This window comes from Ruegeria sp. HKCCD7251 (assembly GCF_013031165.1).
Lineage (GTDB): Bacteria > Pseudomonadota > Alphaproteobacteria > Rhodobacterales > Rhodobacteraceae > Ruegeria.
The window spans coordinates 589,781-609,658 of the sequence record NZ_WPZC01000002.1; the positions used below are offsets into that span (position 1 = coordinate 589,781).

The window sequence follows — 19,878 nt, forward strand, 5'->3', positions numbered from 1 at the left end:
GGCGCCAAAGGATTATGTTCGGATCTGGAAGACGGAGTTAAGCGATGAATGCCAATCGACTGATCGACATGATTGTGCGTCAGGTTATGCGCCGCCTTGTCAGTAAGGGTGTGGACAAAGGCTTTGACATGGCAGGTCGTGTGGGGCGCCAATCCGGAAAACAGCCAAACGCCAAAGCTGACCCAACGGCTGACCGTCACATGCAGCAGAACGCCAGTCGGCAGAAACAGAATATGAAGCAGGCGCAGCGGATGACCCGTCAGATGCGCCGTTTCATAAAGTTCTAGCTGACTGCTTTGAAATGCTTGGACAGTTTCAGGCCCTGTCCCTGATAGTTTGAGGCGATACCCGCTCCATAAAGCTGAGTGGGCATTTCGGTCATTTTCTCATACACCAGCCGTCCGACAACCTGCCCGTGCTCCAGCACGAAGGGGGCTTCGTGGCAGCGCACTTCCAGAACGCCGCGCGATCCCGCGCCGCCAGCAGCGGCATGTCCGAACCCGGGATCGAAGAAACCAGCATAATGCACGCGGAATTCGCCAACCATGGCCAGGTAAGGGGCCATTTCCGCAGCGTACATGGGCGGAATATGAACCGCCTCGCGGCTGACCAGAATGTAGAACGCACCGGGATCAAGGATGATGCGGCCATCGGTGGTACGCACCTCCTCCCAGTATTCCTGTGGGTCGTATTCTCCAATCCGGTCAAGGTCGATCACACCAGTATGCGGTTTGGCGCGATAGCCGACCAGATCGGTGTCCGGCAGTTGCAGATCGACCGAAAAACCCAACCCGTCCTGAATGACTGCAGGCCCATCGACAAGTGGCGAGTCATTGTGCAGCGCAGTCAGTTCCGCGTCGCTCAGCACCGCTTGACCCTCGCGGAAGCGAATCTGATTCAGCCGCATACCCGGCCGCACAAGAACCGAGAACGAGCGGGGGCAGATTTCGGCATACAAGGGGCCAGAATACCCTGCGGGCACCCGGTCAAACTCGGTCCCGCCATCGGTGATGGTGCGGGTCAACAAGTCCAGTCGCCCGGTCGAGCTTTTGGCATTGGCGACTGCGGTTATGCTGTCGGGCAGGGCAAGTGATTCCATCAACGGAACAAGATAAACGCAGCCCTTTTCCAGAACCGCGCCATGGCTGATATCAATCCGGTGCATCTCGAACTCGGCCAAACGGTCGGCGACTGAGCGTCCTTCGCCCGCCAGAAAGGATGCGCGTACGCGGTAAGCCACTGTTCCCAGGCGCAAGTCCAGGCTGGCCGGCTGCACCTGCGGGTCGATGATCGCGGGCTCGGCGGTAATCTCACCGCGCGCAATCATGCCTTCGATCTGCTGGTTTGGACATACGCCTGTCATTCCGATCCCCCCTGTTGCCAGAGCGGGATCTGGCCTGTCTGCCATAAACGTCGGTGTGATTTGGTCGGGCTAGCAGGACTCGAACCTGCGACCTTCCGTCCCCCAGACGGACGCGCTACCAGGCTGCGCCATAGCCCGACGTTGGGGTGTTCATAAAGACTTTCCCGGCAGGGGCAAGAGGAAATCATCGCCTTTTTTCTTATCCCGCCGATCGGTTTTCAATTCGATCCAGCACGGCCCGCAGCTCTTTGGCGACCGGTGCGATTTGGCGCAACAGACTGTCGTCGAAATCCGTTCTGTTCCACGCCTGAGTCGCAATGCCCCCCATCAGCGGTGCTTCATCCAGATATTCTGGTTCGGATTGCTGAGGGGCGTCATTTTGTGATGTTTCGACGACCGGAGCCGGTTCCGGTCGCGCAGGTTCAGGTGGCTTGGCCGCCTCCAGATCCAGCGTAATCTGCTCTTGGGCAGGGGCTGGCTTGGTTGCAAATGGAACAACAACGTTATTGTCAGCGATCGGATCGGGTTGTGCCGTTTCGTCGAGACCCTGCGACAGCGAAGCGACATGCGCTATACCTTGTTCCCGAAGGATGCGCTGAACGCCTTTGATGGTAATGCCATCCTCATGCAGCAGTTTCTTGATACCACCAAGCAGCCGCATGTCATTCGGACGATAGTACCGACGACCACCTGCGCGCTTTACCGGTTTTACCTGGCTGAAACGGCTTTCCCAGAATCGCAGCACATGAGCTTGCACACCCAGCCAATCCGCAACTTCACTGATTGTGCGAAAGGCGTCTGGGGACTTGCTCATGACCCTGCTGTCCTGATCTTATTTACGGTTTCCTGCGGCGACGCGATCCTTCATCAGGTGCGACGGGCGGAAGGTCAGCACGCGGCGCGGCTGAATTGGAACTTCTTCACCGGTTTTGGGGTTGCGGCCGATACGGGCAGTTTTGTCGCGCACACTGAACGTGCCGAACGACGAAATCTTGACCTGCTCACCACGCACAAGCGCGTCGGACATATGGTTTAGAACGCTTTCAACCAGTTGCGCGCTTTCGTTGCGTGAAAGGCCAACTTCTCGAAAGACGGCCTCGCTCAGATCCATTCGGGTCAGTGTTTTGTCGCCCATGCCTATTCCCCTATTGATGGTAAAGCATAGGGTCAGGGCAAATTCACTGTCAATATCAATGAATTGCAGTCGTGTGTGTAAGCCGTTTTGCGCCTGTTACCACCGCAGGATGACTGAACCCCATGCCAATCCACCACCGATTGCCTCAGTCACAAGCAGATCGCCCGGTTTGAACTGACCGCGTTGCTTTGCCACTGACATCGCAAGCGGAATCGAAGCGGCCGAAGTATTGCCGTGGTCCTGAAGCGTAACAACGACATGATCCATCGGAACGCCCAGCTTCTTGGCGGTGCCCTGAATTATGCGGATATTTGCCTGATGAGGGACGATCCAGTCCACATCCTCATGACCTAAACCGGCTTTTTTCAAGCAATTTTCGGCAGTTGACGTCAAACGTTCAACAGCTTGGCGGAATAGCTGGTTACCCTTCATCCGCAGAAAGCCGGTGGTTTGAGTGGAAACACCGCCATCGACATAAAGCAGGTCCTTGTAGCGCCCGTCAGAGTTTAGATCGGTGGCCAGAATGCCCCGGTCGTCCGAGGTTCCGTTGCCTTCCTGACGCTCCAGGATCAGCGCGCCTGCACCGTCGCCAAACAACACGCAGGTCGATCGGTCAGTCCAGTCCATGATGCGCGAAAATGTCTCGGCCCCGATGACCAGCACGCGCTTGGCCTGTTCCGACAGAATCAGGGCGTTGGCGTTGGTCAGGGCATAGACAAACCCGGCGCACACGGCCTGAACGTCAAAGGCGAAACCCCTGGTCATACCCAGCCGCGACTGCACCATGGTGGCGGCAGAAGGGAAGGTCAGGTCCGACGTCGAAGTTGCCAGAACGATGGCATCAATGTCGTCAGCCGTCAGGCCAGCATCTGCCAGCGCGGCTTCGGCGGCCTTGGTTGCCATATCCGACGTTGTTTCATCGTCTGCGGCAAAGTGGCGCCGTTCGATACCCGAGCGGGTTCTGATCCACTCATCCGTCGTATCGAGCGTCTTTTCAAACTCGGAATTCGGAACAATGCGCTCTGGCAAATAATGTCCGACACCAACTACAACTGACCGGCCTGCCATCCTGAGGTACTGCCTTTTTTGTTATTCGCCCGCTTTCGGCGGTGCGTGCGCGGCATCTTGTGCAAGCTCGGCTGTGGATGCAACCCGTGCCGCCAATTTTTCAGCAAAGCCCGATTGGGCCAAGGTGAAGGCCAGTTTTACCGCCGCTGATACCCCTGTCGCGTCAGCGCCGCCATGTGACTTGACCACTGTCCCGTTCAGACCCAGAAAAACTCCGCCATTCACACGGCGCGGGTCGATACGCTTTTTGAGGCGATTCAGCGAAGTGATTGCAAGCACAGAGGCCAGGCGGGACAACGGAGAGTACTTGAACGCCTCGCGCAGCAGGTCACCGATCAGGCTAGCGGTGCCCTCTCCGGTTTTGATGGCGACGTTGCCGGTAAACCCATCGGTTACAACGACATCCGCCTTATCTCCGGGAATGTCACTGCCCTCGACAAAGCCCACAAAGTCAAAGCTGGCCTGATCCGCGAAGTCCGCGATCATCGAATGCGCTTCTTTCAATTCGGCGCGGCCTTTGTGCTCTTCCGTTCCGACGTTGAGCAATCCGATGCGGGGTCGTTCCAACGCCATGCCGTTGCGGGCATAGGACGCGCCCATCAGCGCGTATTGAAGCAGGTCCTTGGCGTCGGCGCGTACATCTGCGCCGACATCCAGCATCACGTTAAAGCCCTGCGGGTTGCGAGAAGGCCACAGAATCGCAATCGCCGGACGGTTCACGCCCGGCAGTTTGCGAAGCCGCATCATGGATAGGGCCATAAGCGCGCCGGTATTGCCGCAGGACACGGCGCCATGCGCCTCACCCTGACGGACCGATTCCAGCGTCGACCACATCGAGGTCTGCTTGCCGTTGCGAACAACCTGACTAGGCTTGTCTTCCATCGTGACCACATCGGGGCAATCACGAAAAACGACGCGCCCATTCAGGACACGTCGTTTGGCGACAAGTTTGCGCAGCAGGGCTTCGGGCCCGTGCAGAACGAAGGCAATGTCGGGGTTCTTATTCGCTGATAGCGCAATGCCTGCCACAACTGTGGCAGGCCCCGAATCTCCGCCCATTGCGTCAACCGAAATGGTAATCCGTCCGGCGTGCTTGGGCTTATCTGTCATGCCTTGGCCTGCACTAAGAAAGGCTTAGGCCGCGTCTTCGTCCAGGTCGATTTCGTCGGCCTGAGCGACGACTTCACGGTCATCATAGTGGCCGCAGGACGCACAGACGTGGTGCGGGCGCTTCAGCTCACCACAGTTGGGGCATTCGTTCGGGTTTGCAGCAACCAGAGCGTCATGTGCGCGGCGGTTGTTGCGGCGCGACTTGGAAACTTTGTTCTGTTGGACAGCCATGGTCTCAACCTTTGTCTACTAAGGGCCAACAGATTCGCTGTGGGCCGGGTTTCATTCTTCGTTTTTCTCGTGGTTTGACGCGCGTTTAGGGGACGAGCCCCGCAATGTCCAACCCAAATTCCGATGAGCGCGCGAAAATACTGCGATTCTCGACATGTTCAAGCGATTTTTCTGACGGCGTGCTATGACAGGAAATCTGCGCGGTGTCACTCGTCTTTTTTCATCGCATCGCGCAAACTGGCAAGCCCGGCAAAGGGTTTGACGTCTTCATCTGTCATCGCCTGTTTGCCCGGTTCAGTATAGTCGGCTTGTTCCAGTTCCGCACCGTCCTTGCGCGGGTATTGCGGCAGCGCCAGCGACAGCGCCTCGATCATGACCTGCGCCGGGTCGATCTCTGCTCCCAAAGGTTCCGAGTCGTCGCCTTCGGGAATCTCGAACTCTTCTTCGTCCGGGTCTGACCAATCTGCCAGAAACATGCGGGATACTGGCGTGTCGATCCTAGTCGTGACCGGTTCCAATGTCACGACGCACGGCTGAATGACCGTTGCACCCAATTTACCGGTCAAGGCCCAGTCCCGTTTGCCCTGCGCGCGCAGTTCGCCCACGAAGCTGAGTTTGCGCAATCCGAGCAGGCCAAGATCCTCTTTGATCACGTCCAGCCATCTGGCATCCGGGCGCAGATCAAAGGCGGTTGGCGTGTTCTGGGGCAGGTCTGCGACCCGCAGAGAAGTCTGGTTGCTCATTCGTGACCCTTTCCTGTGTTGAACCGGGGCTGCGGTTTGATGTAATCGGATAGGGTCCGCAAGGGGCCAAGGCAAGAGGGTGTGAATGTTGAAGGTTGTGAACAGGTTGAAACCAGCGTCCAAAGCGCTTGTATTTGGGGCGTGTCTGGTTGTCGCTGGTGCGTGTACGCCTGTTTTCGAGAATCACGGGTATGTCCCCACACCAGAAGAATTGGCCGAGATCAAAGTCGGCGTAGACACCCGCGACAGCGTGGTCGAAGCCGTCGGCGCGCCAACGTCGTCCGGCGTGGTGCGGGATTCCGGTTATTACTATGTGCGTTCCAAAGTCCGTCACTACGGCCCAAAACGCCCCGAAGTCGTCGAACGTCAACTGGTCGCGATCAGCTTTGATCAGCGCGGCGTCGTCCGCAACATCGAGCGCTACGGGCTTGAGGACGGAGTTGTCGTTCAGTTGGATCGCCGCGTGACCGATTCCAGTATCGAGGGTCGGGGCTTCCTGCGTCAACTGCTTGGCAACATTGGCAACTTCAACCCTGCGAACATTCCCGGCGCGACCAATTAATTTGAAGCCAGTTCTTGTCGCAGTCACACGATGGTCACACATAGTGTGATAGTCACGCAGCAGGAAGAAACGGGTCTGCAACCGCGGAGGTGCGACCATGGCACTATTGCTCGGCAACGGCCGGTACCGCGCGCGTCTGGCGCGAACGCCGCAGGATATTGCGGCGGCGCAGGGACTGCGGACGCTGGCCTTTGGAACAGAACAGGTGGATCAGGACGGTTTCGATCCTCTCTGCGCACATATTTTGGTCGAGGATACGCGCGCCGAGGGGCAAGTGGTTTGCTGCTTTCGGATGCTAACGATGGATCAGGGGTCCGAGATCAGCCGCAGCTATTCCGCCCAGTTCTATGACCTCTCGGCGCTTGAAGGATTCACCGGACGTATGGTCGAGATGGGGCGATTCTGCGTTCACCCTGACTGGACTGACCCCGATATCCTGCGCGTCGCATGGGGGGCAATGACCGCCTATGTGGACGAAAACAATGTGGAAATGCTGTTCGGTTGCTCATCGTTTGCCGGGACAGAAACTTCCGAATATCTGGACGCGTTTGCCATGCTGAAACATCGCCACCTGGCCCCAAAGCGCTGGTTGCCGCGCGTAAAGGCGCCCGATGTGTTCCGCTTTGCCGCAAGGCTGCGACGCAGGCCCGATGCCAAGAAGGCAATGCTGCGGATGCCGCCGTTGCTGCGCACTTATCTGATGATGGGCGGCTGGGTCAGCGATCACGCTGTTGTCGATCGCCACATGAATACGCTCCACGTCTTTACCGGGCTTGAGATTAGTGCGATCCCTCCGGCGCGAAAGCGGCTGTTGCGCGCGGTTGTCGGGTAATCGCCGTTGACGCCTTGGCCCTGCCGGTTTAGCTGGCGGGCATGGCGAGAATTCCTTTGTTGCAGATGGCCGGTATTTCCCTGACCTTTGGGGGCGACCCGGTGTTTTCGGGGCTGGATCTGGTGGTTCAGCCGGGCGACCGCGTTGCGCTGGTCGGGCGGAACGGGTCCGGTAAGTCGACACTAATGAAAGTTATGGCGGGGCTGGTTGAGGCCGATCAAGGCGACATCGTCATCCCCCCTGGAAAATCTGTGGGTTATATGGAGCAGGACCCGGGGATGGAGGGGTTTGCCACGCTTGGCGATTATGCCTCCAGCGGGTTGGAGCCCGGAGAGCTTTACAAGGTCGAACGCGCGGGTGAGGGTTTGAAATTTGATCCGTCGCGCGCTGTTGAGACAGCCTCGGGCGGTGAACGCCGCCGTGCAGCGCTGGCCAAGCTGATGGCCGAAGCGCCCGACCTGATGCTGTTGGATGAGCCGACCAACCATCTGGATATCGAGGCGATTGCTTGGTTGGAACGCGAGTTGGGGTCGACCCGTGCGGCTTATGTCCTGATCTCGCACGACCGTGCATTCCTGCGCGCGTTGACCCGCGCGACTCTGTGGATCGACCGTGGGGTTGTTCGGCGGCAAGAACAGGGCTTTGAAGCATTCGAGGCGTGGCGCGACAAAGTCTGGGAAGAAGAAGATCAGCAGCGTCACAAACTGAACCGCCTGATCAAATCTGAGGCGAAATGGGCCGTCGAAGGCATCAGTGCGAGGCGTAAGCGCAATCAGGGTCGGGTTCGCGCGTTGCAGGCGCTGCGGGTCGAGAAAGCAGCGCAGATCAAGCGTCAGGGCTCGGCTGCGATGACGCTGGAAGCCGGACCCAAGTCAGGCAGAAAAGTGATCGAGGCTAAGGGGCTGGCCAAATCTTTCGGGGCGCAGCAGATCGTTCGGAACTTTGATCTGTTGGTGCAGCGCGGGGACAGGGTGGCCTTTGTCGGCCCCAACGGTGTGGGGAAGACAACCCTGCTGAAAATGTTGCTGGGGCAGGAGCAACCGGACGAAGGCTCTGTGTCGCTTGGAACCAACCTTGAGGTTGCCGTTTTTGATCAGACCCGCGCGCAGTTGGACCCGGAAATGACCCTGTGGGACAGCCTGACCGGTGACCCCGAGATGCGCGTTTCCGGCAAAGCTGATCAGGTGATGGTGGGCGGCCAGCCCAAGCATGTTGTCGGCTACCTCAAGGAATTCCTTTTCGACGAACGGCAGGCAAGGGCTGCCGTCAAGTCCTTGTCAGGTGGAGAAAAAGCGCGGCTTTTGTTGGCCAAGCTGATGGCAAAGTCCTCGAACCTGCTGGTGTTGGACGAACCGACCAACGATCTGGATGTGGAAACGCTAGACCTGCTGCAGGAACTGCTGGACAATTATGACGGGACCGTTCTGTTGGTCAGTCACGACCGGGATTTTCTGGACCGCGTCGCCACGACCACCATCGCGATGGTGGACAATTGCCGCGCCACAGTCTACGCGGGCGGGTGGTCCGACTATATTGCGCAGCGCGGTGACGTTTTCGAAAGGAAGGCTGAGAAAACAAAGCCTTCAAAACCTAAGGTAAAGCAGGAAAATCAGCCCAAATCGGGCCTGTCGTTTTCCGAAAAACACCGTCTGGAAAAGCTACCTGCTGAAATGGAACGGCTTGAGGCCGAGATCGGTAAGCTCGAAGAGCTCATGTCCGATCCCGACTTGTTCACCCGCGAGCCGGTCAAGTTCCAGAAAGCGACCGAGGCGCTGGTTGAACGGCAAGAGAAGCTAGCAGCAGCCGAAGAAGAATGGCTGATGCTGGAAGAAAAGGCCGAAGGCGTCTGACGGTCACCTCATCCGCAGGGCGCCGTCGATACGGATCACTTCACCGTTCAGATAGCCCATTTCGACGATGAACCCGGCCAACCGCCCGAATTCACGCGGGTCGCCAAGGCGGGCAGGGTTCGGGACATCCGCCGCCAGTTGTTGTTGGACTTCTTCCGGCAGGCCAGCGAGCATGGGCGTCATGAAAATTCCCGGTGCAATGGCCATCACGCGGATACCGGATGAGGCCAGGTCACGGGCCATGGGCAACGTCATACCCACAATGCCACCCTTGGATGCGGCATAGGCGGTTTGGCCTTTCTGACCATCAAACGCCGCAATCGACGCCGTGTTTATGATCACGCCTCGTGCGCCGTCCGACTCGGGTGCGTTCTTTGCCATCTGTTCGGCTGCAAGACGCGAAACATTGAAAGTTCCAACCAGATTAATGTCGATCGTGCGTTGAAATGGGTCCAGTGGGTGAGGGCCCTCTTTCCCAACCGTCTTGATGCCTACGGCTATGCCAGCACAGTTCACAACAGCGGTGATCCGACCCATCTTGTCTACCGCATAGTCAATCGCAGCGGCGACCGACGCCTCATCCGTCACATCCGTCTCGACAAAGTGCCCGCCGATTTCGGCCGCAACCTCATTTCCGCGCTCGGTGTCACGATCCAGAATAGTGACCTGTGCTCCGTTTTCGGCAAAGTACCGAGCGGTTGCCTCTCCAAGCCCGGATGCGCCGCCTGTGACTATGGCGCCGGTTGAGGGTAGTTGCATTTCGGTAACCTCTCCTTAATTTTGACACATTGTGACCACATTTGACTGGTGGCGCAGGTACATATTGTATATCCATGCGCCTTAACCGTCACAACTGGTGTTCTGGTCGAGTGTGATGAGTGGTGGCGAGCCCTTTGTTAACGCATTTTCAGCATGCGCTTAACCGCGCTTCATCTGCGGCTTCCACTTTGTAATCGAAGATCCTGAAGGACTTGGGTTTTTAGGGCGCAAGGAGATTAATGATGCGGATAAGACTGAAATCAAGCGTTTCAGCCTTGGTGGTGTCCCCGTTCGTCGGGGTGTTGATGGCAACAACTGCGCAGGCTTCGACAGAAGTTTGCAACGCAAGAACGGCACGGATCGCGGCCAACGCGGGCGACTATCAAGCCCTGTGTGATTGTACGCAAGTGACGCCAAGCTTCATAGAGCGCCTGCAGCGGCGGTCGGATTTCGAAGCAACTTTAGCCGTCACAGGCGAGCAATGCCCCGCTTTAGCCGCATTGTTGACAGATTTCTCGACGGCGTCGATTGGGGCAACTTCCAATTCGGGTGAAAACCCGAACGACGATCAAGGGAATCAAGCGGGATCTGGTCCGGGTGGCAATAACGGCGGCGGAAACAACGACGGCGGCGGCGGCAACAACGACGGCGGCGGAAACAACGACGGCGGCGGCGGCAACAACAACGGCGGCGGCGGCGGCAACAACGACGGCGGCGGCGGCAACAATGACGGCGGCGGCGGCAACAATGACGGCGGCGGCGGCAACAATGACGGCGGCGGCGGCAACAATGACGGCGGCGGCGGCAACAATGACGGCGGCGGCGGCAACAACGACGGCGGCGGCGGCAACAACGACGGCGGTGGCGGCAACAATGACGGCGGCGGCGGCAACAACGACGGCGGTGGCAACGGTGGAAACAACGGCGGCCCCGGCAACGGCAACGGCAACGGCGGCAATCCTGGTAACGGTGGTGGTAACACCGGAGGCTCGGGCCCCGGTACCGGTAACGGCGGCAGCAACAACGGCCAAGGTGGTGGAAACGGCAACGGTGGCAGCAATGGCGGCGGCCAGGGCGGCGGAAACGGCAACGGCGGTAGCAACGGTGGCCCCGGAAATGGAAACGGGAACAGCGGCAACTCTGGTAATGGCGGTGGAAACACCGGAGGCTCAGGCCCCGGGACCGGTAACGGCGGTAGCAACAACGGCCAAGGCGGTGGAAACGGCAATGGCGGCGGAAACGGCAACGGCGGGAAACGCTGAGGCCTCAAAACCAGCTTTCCAAAAAATTACGGCCGCCCAATAGGGTGGCCGTTTTCTTGTGTTGCCTATCGGTTCAATCGAGCGTTCAGCCCAGTTGCACCAGCGCGTGCCGCTTTTTTCCTGCGCTCAGCTTGATCGGCGATGACAACGCACCTGCGTCGATCATCAACCCCGCGTCGGTCAGTGGTGCGTCGTCCAGTTTGGCTCCGTTTTCGGCGATCAGGCGCTTGGCTTCTTTGCCGGATTTGGCGAGGCCGGACTTAACGATCAACTGCACGATTGAGGCAGGCAATTCATCCGCACCGATGGTCAGGGTCGGAAGATCGTCACCCACGCCGCCTTTCTCGAACACCTCGCGCGCTGTGGCTTCCGCGGTCGCGGCGGCCTCGGCCCCGTGCAGCAGGGTGGTGACCTCGTTGGCGAGGCGGATTTTGGCCTCGTTGATCTCGGACCCTTGCAGCGCGGCCAGACGGTCACACTCGCCCACGGGCAGTTCTGTGAAAATCTTCAGAAAGCGGCCAACGTCGGCGTCGGTGGTGTTGCGCCAGAACTGCCAGAACTCATAAGGCGACAGCATATCTCCGTTCAGCCAGATCGCTCCGCCCTGCGATTTGCCCATCTTGCGGCCGTCGCTGGTGGTCAGCAGAGGCGTCGTCAGGCCATAAATTTCCTGATCCAGAACCCGGCGCGTCAGGTCGATCCCGTTGACGATGTTGCCCCACTGGTCGCTGCCACCCATCTGCAGAACACAGCCATAGCGACGGTTCAGTTCAAGGAAGTCATAGGCCTGCAGGATCATGTAGTTAAATTCGAGGAAAGACAGCGATTGTTCGCGGTCCAGACGGGATTTTACGGATTCAAAGGACAGCATCCGGTTGACCGAGAAATGCCGCCCGATATCGCGCAGGAAATCGAGGTAGTTCAGGCTGTCCAGCCATTCTGCATTGTTCAGCATCAACGCGCCGGTGTCGCTGTCATCATAGGACAGGTACTTGGCGAAAACCTTCTGCATCCCGGCGATGTTGGCGTCGATCTGTTCGGGGCCCAGCAGGGGGCGTTCGTCCGACCGGAATGAGGGGTCACCCACCTTGGTGGTGCCGCCGCCCATCAGGGTGATCGGCTTGTGACCGGTCTTTTGCAGCCAGCGCAGAACCATAATGTTCATCAGGTGACCGACATGCAGCGACTGCGCGGTTGCGTCATAACCGATATAGGCTGTTTGCACCCCACTGATCAGCGCGTCGTCAAGGCCTTGATAATCGGTGCAGTCGGCAAGAAAGCCGCGCTCGATCATCGTGGCGATGAAATCCGATTTGGGGTGGTAGGTCATATCCGTGCCCTTTGGGTTTGTGTTGCGGGGCAGTGTATAGGCGGTGGGGGTGGCAAGGAAAAGGCACCTTTTGCAGGAAAAGCACGCGGTGCGCCTTATGTGGCTTGCGTTGTGTTTACGTTACCGTGCAGGTTGTGGCCAACGCGCTGATCCAACGGGCGCGAAAGACGCAAGAGGTAAGGCATGAGCCGGGTAATAGGCAAGACGGATACGGTCAAAGCACTGGGCGCAATGTCGGGCACGTCTTTGGATGGCGTGGACGCAGCCGTGGTCGAAACCGACGGGGTGCGCATCATGGGGTTCGGTCCCAGCGGCTATCGCGCTTATTCCGACGAAGAACGTGCCACACTCAGGTCTGCGCTGGGCCATTGGCATGGTCCCGAAGTCGATGCCGCCGCTGAACTGGTGACCATCGCCCATGCCGAAGCATTGTCCGAATTCGATGAGATCGATCTGATCGGCTTTCATGGCCAGACCCTTGCACATGAACCGGGTGGGCGGGGAACCTTGCAGGTGGGCGACGGCGACGGTTTGACTCAGGCATTGGGTGTTCCCGTCGTGTGGGATTTCCGCAGTGACGACGTGGCGATGGGGGGTGAAGGCGCACCGCTCGCGCCGTTCTTTCACTTCGCCTGTGCCAAATGGATCGGAGCCAAGGAACCTCTGTGTTTTCTGAACCTCGGCGGGGTGGGGAACCTGACTTACGTGGACCCCGGTTTTGATGGCCCCGAAGCCCCCGGCGCGCTGCTGGCCTTTGATACCGGCCCGGCCAACGCGCCGGTCGATGACTTGATGCAAACACGGCTTGGTTTGCCGATGGACCGGGATGGCGCAGTTGCGCGCGGCGGAACGGTTGAGATGGGTGCGCTTGAATTGTTTCTGGCCGAGCCGTTCTTTAACAAGGTGCCGCCCAAATCGCTGGACCGGAACGATTTCGCGGAAATGATCGGTTTGGTGCAGGAACTGTCCGACTCCGATGCCGTGGCAACCTTGACGGGCATGTGCGCCGCAGGCGTGATGCAGGGGATGGAGCATTGCCCCAAGCCCCCCGCGCGCGTGCTGGTCACGGGCGGAGGCCGCCGCAATCTGGTCTTGATGGAAATGCTGCGCGCGGGCCTCGACTGCGCGGTCGAACCGGTCGAGGCCGTAGGTCTGGACGGAGACATGCTGGAAGCGCAGGCCTTCGCCTATCTCGCCGTCCGCGTGGCCAAGGGTTTGCCGACCTCGTGCCCGGGAACGACCGGAGTCAGGGCGCTTGTTGGCGGTGGTATGATCAGCGCTCCAGCGCGTGCACGTAGTCTGCCGTAAACTCAGAATATCCGTCTGAGGTGGATTGCAGATGGGCTTTCGTCCAGCCGTGCAGGGACGGTAATTGGTGGAAAGGCACATTCGGAAACGCATGATGTTCCGCATGAAAGGGCATGTTCCACGCCAAAAACCGGATCATGCGGTTGGTGAAGGTGGTGCGTGAATTCTCAAGCATATTGGCGACCGGTGGGCAGAGGCCGTGTTCTGCCAATAGGTAAAGGCGCAGAAATGGCTGGCCAATTAGAACCGGAAGCAGCCACAGCCAGAACAGGATCGGTGTGAAAAACACGCTGAGACCCGCAAGCGCATAGAGACCAAGCAGCAATCTTGCCTCAATCCGCATTGCGCGATGTTGTCGTTGGGGCAGGTAAGGCGCGTCGATCTTTCCGATCGCGTTGTGAAAGAGAACGAGCGCCATGCCTTTCCAGTACGGCCAGCCACTGAGGTAGATCATAAGGTCAGGCCAGCGCTCCGGTCTGGGTTTGCCGTCCAGTTCCGGGTCTTTGTCCGGGTCATTGGTCCATTTGTGGTGGGCCAGATGAAAGTACCGAAACCACGTGAAGGGCAGGGCAACAGGCAACGAAACAAGCTGACCAACCGCGTCGTTCAGCCAGCGGCTGCGAAAGGGCGTCTTATGTGTGCACTCGTGGCTGAGTGTAAACAGAAACACCAGCAGCAGACCTTGAGGCAGCAGCAGAAGCGGCCACGGTGGAACCTGAAAAGCAATGCCTAAACTCGTGACCAAAAGCAGTAGGACATATAAGGAAAGGTGCCGCAACCCTGCGATGTTCGAACGCTCTTGCAGGCGGTCTTTTTCCTCTGGCGGAATCGAGGCTATGAGGGCTCGGTGGTCCATTCTTCAACTTCGGGGAATGTCAAAGCCGGGGTCGGCCAGTTCAAAGCCGTCAAACTCAAACCCCGGTGACACGGTGCAACTGACCAAGGTGTAAGCTCCGGTGGACCAGGCGGCTTGCCAATGGCCTTTTGGCACAATAAGTTGGGGCGCGCCTTTGGAAAGGTCAGGGGTCAGCACGTGATCCACGGCAGGCCCGGTATCTGTATCGCTGATGGACAGGATAAGCGGCGCACCAGCGTGGAATAGCCAAATCTCGGTCGCGTCGACGCGGTGCCAGTGGCTGCGCTCGCCCTCTGCCAACAGGAAATATATGCAGGTGCCTGTGGCGCGGCCTTCGTTTTCCGCGCGCCAGGTTTCGCGAAACCAGCCGCCTTCGGGGTGTTGTTGCAGTTTCAGGTGGTCGATGATGTCTTGTGCAGTCATTGGTGCCTCGTGGTTGTGAATGATTATGCACGGGTTTGCGTGATCCGCTATGGTATTCGGCCGGATCAGGAATATGTTTGCCGCATGACCCTGATGATCCCGTTCGACAACACCTATGCCCGGCTTCCCAACAGCTTTTATGCACGGCAGGCTCCGATTCCCGTGCGTGCACCGCAACTGATCGCGTTCAACGAAGACCTTGCGCGTGTTTTGCGCGTCACTCCGGGCGATGTCCATGAAATGGCCGAGGCGTTTGCGGGAAACACGCTGCCCGATGGATCAGAGCCGATCGCGCAGCTTTATTCCGGGCACCAGTTCGGAAACTACAACCCTCAACTTGGTGACGGTCGCGCCGTGCTGTTGGGGGAGACCGTTGGAAACGACGGGGTGCGCCGGGACATTCAGCTCAAAGGCTCGGGCCCAACACCGTTTTCCCGACAGGGCGACGGACGGGCGTGGCTGGGTCCGGTCCTACGGGAATACATCGTGTCTGAGGCGATGCACGCGCTGGGCATTCCAACGACGCGGGCGCTGGCTGCGGTTGAGACCGGTGAAGTTGTCTTGCGCGAAGGGCCTATGCCCGGCGCTGTGCTTACAAGGGTTGCGCAAAGCCATCTGCGTGTGGGGACGTTTCAAGTCTTTGCGTCGCGCGGCCAGTTTGACAGCCTGCGCCAACTGACGGACTACGCGATTCAACGGCACCACCCTCAGGCCAAAGGGCCAATGGGTCTGTTGCGTGCCGTTGTCCAGAAACAATCCGAACTGATCGCCGCATGGATGAGCGTGGGCTTCATTCACGGCGTTATGAACACCGACAACAGCTCGATCGCGGGCGAGACCATAGATTATGGACCCTGCGCCTTTATGGACACCTATCACCCAAATACGGTCTACAGCTCAATCGACCGTATGGGCCGCTACGCCTATTCCAACCAGCCTGAGATTGCCGTTTGGAATGCCGCGCAGCTTGCCACCGCCCTGATCCAGCAGGTCGAGGACAAGCAGGCCGCAGTAGAAGAGGCGACCGAGATTGTTCATGCCATGCCGGACTTGCTGCAAGAGAACTGGCAAGCGCGCTTTCGGTCCAAGTTGGGACTGTCGACCTCGGAAGAGGGCGATGAGGGGTTGATTACCGATCTCTTAGTACGAATGGCGCAAAATCAGGCCGACTTCACCAATACGTTCCGTGCGCTGGGCAGCGATGCAGCCCGCGATCAATTCACGGACCCGGCTGCGTTTGACACATGGGCTGAAGGTTGGAAGGCTCGGTTACGGCGGGAAGACGATCCAATCCCGGTCATGGCCGCGGCGAACCCCGCCTTCACTCCGCGTAACCATAGGGTTGAGCAAATGATTGAGGCGGCTGTGCAAGGTGACTATGGCCCGTTCCATCGCTTGAACCGGGTTCTGGCGCAGCCGTTTAAGGAACAACCCGATGAGGCCGACCTCAAACGCCCGCCGACTCAGAGCGAAGTGGTGCACGCGACATTCTGTGGGACATAAGTGTTTGTGGTTATTTGCGCACAATTTCCAAGACTGCTGCGCTGACGATCAGGACGGCACCCAACAGTTCGCGCAAACCGAAGGGTTCGCCCGAAAATGCAGCCGCCGAAGCGATACCGACGACAACCTCGCTCATCAACAGGATACCGACTCGCGCGGGCGACAGCTTGGTCGCGGGCCAGATCGTCATATAGACCATGGGCAGCGTGTATAGGGCGGACAGAAGGGCAAGTTGAAGGACCCAAAGATAGTCGCCTTGGGCGAGGGCGGGCAGAACCGGGCCGCGAATAAGGGCGAGGCTGAGAAAAGACAGGATCAGTGCGCCCAACACAAAGGCAAACACCTGCCCGGAAACGGAAATACTGCTGGCCCGATACAGCCCAAGGGTCCCCAGCGCCCAACAGATGCCCGACGCCAGCGCCAGCCAGTCGCCTGCGTTTTGCGGCCATGGCACAAAGCCGTCGCCGCCCAGCACAACGAACAACCCTGCGATCCCGCAGACCAGCCCGGCAAAGCGACCCCAGCTTAGACGCTCGCCCAGGAAAGCCAGCCCAAGCATCGTCCCCCAGATTGGCGTCAGATAGAACAGAAGGATCGAGCGGACGACGTCCGTGTAGACAAGACTCAGGGAATACAGGCTGAACGCTGCCCCGGTGAACATCCCGCTAAGGGCGAGATTGCGCCATTGTAAGGCCAGCGCCAGACGCTCGCGCCAAACCAGAGGGATCAGAATAAGCAGGGCCGAGCTATACATCGCGATACCCGGCCAAGGACCTGTCAAGCCAAGGTCATAGAAGAACCGGACCGGAATCCAATACAGCCCCCACATCATTCCGCCAATGACAAGGATGACGCTGGCGCGGGTGGTATTGTCCGTATGAACTGAGTTCGAAATCATGAACACCCTCGGAAACCGGCAAGCAGCACTGGCCTGTTGTCGGGATAGAGGGAACGTTGGCTGAGGATCAAGTGGAACATGTACGTCGGTCCATGTCCGGCCTTGAAACGCGGAAATCTTGGGCTGTTGAACGAGGCCGCCTTCAATATTCTGTATAAGCGCATCATTCGGGCGTCGGGGGGTTGCACCTGACAACCATCGTGGCACTCTTGGTCCACATGTTTGATCAGGTCCAAATGCAAACTCATTCAACCCTGCGCATTGCGAGTTACAATATCCAGAAATGCGTCGGGCTTGATTTTCGTCGCCAGCCTCAGCGCATCCTGCAGGTGATCGAAAGCATGGAAGCCGATATCGTGGTGTTGCAAGAGGCTGACAAACGCCTGCCTCCACGACCGGCGGCTCTGCCTCATTTTATGTTGGATGAAGCGGGTTGGCAGATCGTTGATCTGGGCGGTGCGGGCAGTCTGGGCTGGCACGGCAACGCCGTCATCTGGCGTGGCGATAAAATTCAGGAACGCCAGAAAGGTCACCACGACCTGCCGGGGTTAGAGCCTAGGGGCGCGGTACGGGTCGAGTTTGATACCCAAATCGGCCCACTGCGGGTTATGGGGATGCATCTGGGCCTGTTGCCTGCGTCCAGACGTCAGCAGATCACTCATCTGCGGCGGTTCGATGATGATCTCGATCAGATGCCGACGGTCTGGGCAGGCGATTTCAACGAATGGTCGCGGCAGCCGGTGTTGGATCATCTGGCGCCGGACATGCGGTTTCTGCCACCAGTTCCCAGCTTTCCCGCCGCGCAGCCGCTGGGCGCGTTGGACAGGATTGCGCTGGGCGACGGGTTAGAGGCCATCCTGCATGGTGTCCATGACGCTCGGCCCGCGCATATCGCTTCGGATCATTTACCGATATGGGCTGATCTTCGGCGCGCCGCATAGAATGCAAATCCCCTGTGGCGCCAGCCGCACAGACGTATTAAGACAGAGAACCGAAAAAGCCCCGAGGGTCACTCATGTCCGATACGATCATCGCCCGTTGTGAGGCCAAGGGCCTGCGCATGACAGGTCAGCGCCGTACCATTGCACATGTGCTGCAGCAAAGTGAGGATCACCCGGATGTCGAAGAGCTGTATGCGCGCGCGTCAGAGGTGGATTCGGGGATCTCGATAGCTACCGTGTACCGCACCGTGAAACTGTTCGAAGAGGCGGGAATTCTGGAACGTCTGGAATTTGGCGACGGCCGCGCGCGCTATGAGGACGCTGAGAGGGATCATCATGACCACCTCATCGACATGCAGTCGGGCAAAGTCATCGAATTCGTAGACCCCGACATCGAAGCGCTGCAAGAGAAGATCGCGGCAAAGCTGGGATACAAGCTGAAAGGGCACCGGCTAGAACTGTACGGTGTTCCGCTGGAACAGGACTGACCCATCACGAAACGCGATTGGCAGTCGCACGCGATTTCATGAAACACGTCGCAATATCGCTTGCGGCGTTTGGGATGTTACGGTTTTCCTGATTTGAGGGCTTGGCATTTACCTGCCCCTTTCTTTGGAAACGCGCATGAACAACGTACACGGCATTTTGCTGATCATCGGGTCGATGGCGGCCTTTGCGCTTGAGGATATGTTCATCAAGCACCTGTCGACCAGTGTTCCCACCGGTCAGATCATGATTGTTCTGGGGGTAAGCTGCGGGTTCCTGTTTACAGGTATGTCGCTGGTAACCCGAAAGCGCATATTTGATCCGCTGGCATGGCAACCGTTGCCGATGGCGCGGGCAGGGGCCGAGGCATTCGGGGCGGTGACTTTTGTCACGGCATTGTCGCTGGTGGAACTGTCAACAGTCGCTGCGGTCTTTCAGGCCATGCCTTTGGCGGTAACCATGGGGGCCGCGCTGTTTCTAGGGGAACATGTCGGCTGGCGGCGGTGGAGTGCAATCGGAATTGGTTTTGTCGGCGTCCTGATGATTATTCGCCCTGGTTTGGCGGGGTTTCAGCCCGAATCGCTTTTCGTTGTGGCAACCGTAGTCGCAATCGCTGCGCGCGATTTGATTACGCGCAAGCTTGATGCGCGTGTGGCGTCGTCCGTTGTGGCGTTGCAGGCTTATGTGGCGATCGCGCTGGCGGGTGCAGCCCTTATGGTCTTGTCGGCGCAACCCGTCGCTCCGCTGCAGACCGGACAAGTTGGACCTTATCTGGGCGCGATCGGCTTTGGCGTTTTGGCGTATTACGCCATCGTAACGGCAATGCGGATCGGAGAGGCCTCGGCGCTGACACCGTTCCGCTATACGCGCCTTGTCTTTTCGATTGCTGCGGGGATGCTGATGTTCGGCGAACGTCCTGACGTAATGACACTTGCCGGGGCCTCTCTGATTATCCTGTCTGGCATGTATACTTTTATCCGTGAGCGTCTTTTGGCGCGCGAATTGGCCGTTGCCGCCTGACGGATCGTCGCACGTTAGCCCAAACAATTGGCTGTTAGCCCTAAACCTGTGGAAATACGAGTGTTAGCGATAACGGGTCCGGTTTACTTTTGAATCCGTGATGCTATGAGGCGTGCAACTGAATGCAGCCACAGGGATCGGCCTAATGAGCACAATCATCGACATCCACGCCCGTGAAATTCTTGACAGTCGGGGCAA

Annotated in this window: 22 protein-coding genes and 1 tRNA gene; 10 read left to right on the forward strand and 13 right to left on the reverse strand. The window is 58.6% G+C overall.

From position 1 onward, the window contains the following. Window positions 1-44: 44 nt before the first annotated feature. Entirely contained in the window at window positions 45-287 is a 243-nt protein-coding gene (locus tag GOX75_RS09050; protein ID WP_171122277.1) for a hypothetical protein, read from the forward strand. Here the strand turns inward: GOX75_RS09050 and GOX75_RS09055 are convergent. From GOX75_RS09055 to GOX75_RS09090, 8 genes are all read right to left on the reverse strand, one after another. Beyond that, entirely contained in the window at window positions 284-1,363 is a 1,080-nt protein-coding gene (locus tag GOX75_RS09055; protein WP_171122279.1) for a 2'-deoxycytidine 5'-triphosphate deaminase, read from the reverse strand. The two genes, GOX75_RS09050 and GOX75_RS09055, sit on opposite strands and share 4 nt — an antisense overlap. Before the next feature lie 61 nt (window positions 1,364-1,424). Continuing rightward, a tRNA-Pro gene (locus tag GOX75_RS09060) sits at window positions 1,425-1,501 on the reverse strand. A 61-nt stretch (window positions 1,502-1,562) separates the two neighbouring features. After that, window positions 1,563-2,177 carry a MerR family transcriptional regulator gene (locus GOX75_RS09065; protein WP_171122280.1) on the reverse strand — a complete coding sequence of 205 codons (615 nt, stop codon included), beginning with the start codon at window positions 2,175-2,177 and terminating at the stop codon, window positions 1,563-1,565. 18 nt (window positions 2,178-2,195) lie between these two features. Next, window positions 2,196-2,498, reverse strand: coding sequence for an integration host factor subunit alpha (gene ihfA, locus GOX75_RS09070; protein ID WP_008755922.1), 303 nt, complete (start codon window positions 2,496-2,498; stop codon window positions 2,196-2,198). Window positions 2,499-2,594: 96 nt separating this feature from the next. Next, entirely contained in the window at window positions 2,595-3,566 is a 972-nt protein-coding gene (locus GOX75_RS09075; RefSeq protein WP_171122282.1) for a beta-ketoacyl-ACP synthase III, read from the reverse strand. A 21-nt stretch (window positions 3,567-3,587) separates the two neighbouring features. Next, window positions 3,588-4,676, reverse strand: coding sequence for a phosphate acyltransferase PlsX (gene plsX / locus GOX75_RS09080; protein WP_171122284.1), 1,089 nt, complete (start codon window positions 4,674-4,676; stop codon window positions 3,588-3,590). Between the two features lie 24 nt (window positions 4,677-4,700). Next, on the reverse strand, window positions 4,701-4,907 hold the full coding sequence (gene rpmF / locus GOX75_RS09085; RefSeq protein WP_008756996.1) for a 50S ribosomal protein L32: 207 nt from the start codon (window positions 4,905-4,907) through the stop codon (window positions 4,701-4,703). Between the two features lie 206 nt (window positions 4,908-5,113). Continuing rightward, window positions 5,114-5,650: a DUF177 domain-containing protein gene (locus GOX75_RS09090; RefSeq protein ID WP_171122286.1), complete on the reverse strand. Its 537-nt coding sequence runs from the start codon at window positions 5,648-5,650 to the stop codon at window positions 5,114-5,116. An 85-nt stretch (window positions 5,651-5,735) separates the two neighbouring features. Between GOX75_RS09090 and GOX75_RS09095 the strand changes: the two genes are divergently transcribed. From GOX75_RS09095 to GOX75_RS09105, 3 genes are all read left to right on the forward strand, one after another. After that, window positions 5,736-6,212 carry an outer membrane protein assembly factor BamE gene (locus tag GOX75_RS09095; RefSeq protein ID WP_171122288.1) on the forward strand — a complete coding sequence of 159 codons (477 nt, stop codon included), beginning with the start codon at window positions 5,736-5,738 and terminating at the stop codon, window positions 6,210-6,212. A 97-nt stretch (window positions 6,213-6,309) separates the two neighbouring features. Next, the gene (locus tag GOX75_RS09100) at window positions 6,310-7,044 is read left to right on the forward strand and encodes a GNAT family N-acetyltransferase (protein ID WP_171122290.1); all 735 of its coding nucleotides are present in this window, start codon (window positions 6,310-6,312) and stop codon (window positions 7,042-7,044) included. A 41-nt stretch (window positions 7,045-7,085) separates the two neighbouring features. Beyond that, complete coding sequence (locus tag GOX75_RS09105; RefSeq protein ID WP_254428710.1) at window positions 7,086-8,894, forward strand: ABC-F family ATP-binding cassette domain-containing protein; 1,809 nt, start codon at window positions 7,086-7,088, stop codon at window positions 8,892-8,894. A gap of 3 nt (window positions 8,895-8,897) precedes the next feature. Here GOX75_RS09105 and GOX75_RS09110 read toward each other — a convergent pair whose 3' ends face one another. Next, window positions 8,898-9,653, reverse strand: a complete 756-nt coding sequence (locus GOX75_RS09110; protein WP_171122292.1) for a 3-hydroxyacyl-CoA dehydrogenase — start codon at window positions 9,651-9,653, stop codon at window positions 8,898-8,900. Window positions 9,654-9,895: 242 nt separating this feature from the next. Between GOX75_RS09110 and GOX75_RS09115 the strand changes: the two genes are divergently transcribed. Continuing rightward, window positions 9,896-10,915, forward strand: coding sequence for a hypothetical protein (locus GOX75_RS09115; protein WP_171122294.1), 1,020 nt, complete (start codon window positions 9,896-9,898; stop codon window positions 10,913-10,915). Between the two features lie 85 nt (window positions 10,916-11,000). Here GOX75_RS09115 and tyrS read toward each other — a convergent pair whose 3' ends face one another. Next, on the reverse strand, window positions 11,001-12,245 hold the full coding sequence (gene tyrS / locus GOX75_RS09120; RefSeq protein ID WP_171122297.1) for a tyrosine--tRNA ligase: 1,245 nt from the start codon (window positions 12,243-12,245) through the stop codon (window positions 11,001-11,003). Between the two features lie 183 nt (window positions 12,246-12,428). Here tyrS and GOX75_RS09125 point away from each other — a divergent pair, with 183 nt between their 5' ends. Then, the gene (locus GOX75_RS09125; protein ID WP_171122299.1) at window positions 12,429-13,553 is read left to right on the forward strand and encodes an anhydro-N-acetylmuramic acid kinase; all 1,125 of its coding nucleotides are present in this window, start codon (window positions 12,429-12,431) and stop codon (window positions 13,551-13,553) included. Here GOX75_RS09125 and GOX75_RS09130 read toward each other — a convergent pair. Next, window positions 13,519-14,409, reverse strand: coding sequence for a fatty acid desaturase (locus GOX75_RS09130; protein ID WP_171122301.1), 891 nt, complete (start codon window positions 14,407-14,409; stop codon window positions 13,519-13,521). The two genes, GOX75_RS09125 and GOX75_RS09130, sit on opposite strands and share 35 nt — an antisense overlap. Before the next feature lie 3 nt (window positions 14,410-14,412). Beyond that, window positions 14,413-14,832, reverse strand: a complete 420-nt coding sequence (locus GOX75_RS09135) for a cupin domain-containing protein (protein WP_171122303.1) — start codon at window positions 14,830-14,832, stop codon at window positions 14,413-14,415. 84 nt (window positions 14,833-14,916) lie between these two features. On the opposite strand from GOX75_RS09135, the gene GOX75_RS09140 reads away from it, so the two are divergent. Then, a complete protein-coding gene (locus tag GOX75_RS09140; protein ID WP_171122305.1) occupies window positions 14,917-16,335 on the forward strand; it encodes a YdiU family protein in 1,419 nt (472 codons plus the stop codon). 10 nt (window positions 16,336-16,345) lie between these two features. On the opposite strand, the gene GOX75_RS09145 is transcribed toward GOX75_RS09140, so the two are convergent. Further along, a complete protein-coding gene (locus tag GOX75_RS09145) occupies window positions 16,346-17,233 on the reverse strand; it encodes a DMT family transporter (RefSeq protein ID WP_171122307.1) in 888 nt (295 codons plus the stop codon). Between the two features lie 236 nt (window positions 17,234-17,469). Here GOX75_RS09145 and GOX75_RS09150 point away from each other — a divergent pair, with 236 nt between their 5' ends. The 3 genes from GOX75_RS09150 to GOX75_RS09160 all read left to right on the forward strand — a co-directional run bounded on the left by GOX75_RS09150 (window position 17,470) and on the right by GOX75_RS09160 (window position 19,680). Next, the gene (locus tag GOX75_RS09150) at window positions 17,470-18,174 is read left to right on the forward strand and encodes an endonuclease/exonuclease/phosphatase family protein (protein ID WP_171122308.1); all 705 of its coding nucleotides are present in this window, start codon (window positions 17,470-17,472) and stop codon (window positions 18,172-18,174) included. Between the two features lie 74 nt (window positions 18,175-18,248). Then, a complete protein-coding gene (locus GOX75_RS09155) occupies window positions 18,249-18,662 on the forward strand; it encodes a Fur family transcriptional regulator (RefSeq protein WP_171122310.1) in 414 nt (137 codons plus the stop codon). A gap of 136 nt (window positions 18,663-18,798) precedes the next feature. Then, complete coding sequence (locus GOX75_RS09160) at window positions 18,799-19,680, forward strand: DMT family transporter (RefSeq protein ID WP_171122312.1); 882 nt, start codon at window positions 18,799-18,801, stop codon at window positions 19,678-19,680. The last annotated feature ends 198 nt before the right edge of the window (window positions 19,681-19,878 follow it).

Bases quoted from the DNA above. Each gene is read 5' to 3' on its own strand.
- GOX75_RS09145 (WP_171122307.1), bottom strand. From the start codon at position 17,233: ATGATTTCGAACTCAGTTCATACGGACAATACCACCCGCGCCAGCGTC.
- GOX75_RS09110 (WP_171122292.1), bottom strand. From the start codon at position 9,653: ATGCAACTACCCTCAACCGGCGCCATAGTCACAGGCGGCGCATCCGGG.
- GOX75_RS09050 (WP_171122277.1), top strand. From the start codon at position 45: ATGAATGCCAATCGACTGATCGACATGATTGTGCGTCAGGTTATGCGC.
- GOX75_RS09155 (WP_171122310.1), top strand. From the start codon at position 18,249: ATGTCCGATACGATCATCGCCCGTTGTGAGGCCAAGGGCCTGCGCATG.
- GOX75_RS09150 (WP_171122308.1), top strand. From the start codon at position 17,470: ATGCAAACTCATTCAACCCTGCGCATTGCGAGTTACAATATCCAGAAA.
- GOX75_RS09095 (WP_171122288.1), top strand. From the start codon at position 5,736: ATGTTGAAGGTTGTGAACAGGTTGAAACCAGCGTCCAAAGCGCTTGTA.
- GOX75_RS09055 (WP_171122279.1), bottom strand. From the start codon at position 1,363: ATGACAGGCGTATGTCCAAACCAGCAGATCGAAGGCATGATTGCGCGC.
- GOX75_RS09100 (WP_171122290.1), top strand. From the start codon at position 6,310: ATGGCACTATTGCTCGGCAACGGCCGGTACCGCGCGCGTCTGGCGCGA.
- rpmF (WP_008756996.1), bottom strand. From the start codon at position 4,907: ATGGCTGTCCAACAGAACAAAGTTTCCAAGTCGCGCCGCAACAACCGC.
- GOX75_RS09105 (WP_254428710.1), top strand. From the start codon at position 7,086: ATGGCGAGAATTCCTTTGTTGCAGATGGCCGGTATTTCCCTGACCTTT.
- ihfA (WP_008755922.1), bottom strand. From the start codon at position 2,498: ATGGGCGACAAAACACTGACCCGAATGGATCTGAGCGAGGCCGTCTTT.
- GOX75_RS09075 (WP_171122282.1), bottom strand. From the start codon at position 3,566: ATGGCAGGCCGGTCAGTTGTAGTTGGTGTCGGACATTATTTGCCAGAG.
- GOX75_RS09130 (WP_171122301.1), bottom strand. From the start codon at position 14,409: ATGGACCACCGAGCCCTCATAGCCTCGATTCCGCCAGAGGAAAAAGAC.
- GOX75_RS09090 (WP_171122286.1), bottom strand. From the start codon at position 5,650: ATGAGCAACCAGACTTCTCTGCGGGTCGCAGACCTGCCCCAGAACACG.
- GOX75_RS09135 (WP_171122303.1), bottom strand. From the start codon at position 14,832: ATGACTGCACAAGACATCATCGACCACCTGAAACTGCAACAACACCCC.
- tyrS (WP_171122297.1), bottom strand. From the start codon at position 12,245: ATGACCTACCACCCCAAATCGGATTTCATCGCCACGATGATCGAGCGC.
- GOX75_RS09140 (WP_171122305.1), top strand. From the start codon at position 14,917: ATGACCCTGATGATCCCGTTCGACAACACCTATGCCCGGCTTCCCAAC.
- plsX (WP_171122284.1), bottom strand. From the start codon at position 4,676: ATGACAGATAAGCCCAAGCACGCCGGACGGATTACCATTTCGGTTGAC.
- GOX75_RS09160 (WP_171122312.1), top strand. From the start codon at position 18,799: ATGAACAACGTACACGGCATTTTGCTGATCATCGGGTCGATGGCGGCC.
- GOX75_RS09115 (WP_171122294.1), top strand. From the start codon at position 9,896: ATGCGGATAAGACTGAAATCAAGCGTTTCAGCCTTGGTGGTGTCCCCG.
- GOX75_RS09065 (WP_171122280.1), bottom strand. From the start codon at position 2,177: ATGAGCAAGTCCCCAGACGCCTTTCGCACAATCAGTGAAGTTGCGGAT.
- GOX75_RS09125 (WP_171122299.1), top strand. From the start codon at position 12,429: ATGAGCCGGGTAATAGGCAAGACGGATACGGTCAAAGCACTGGGCGCA.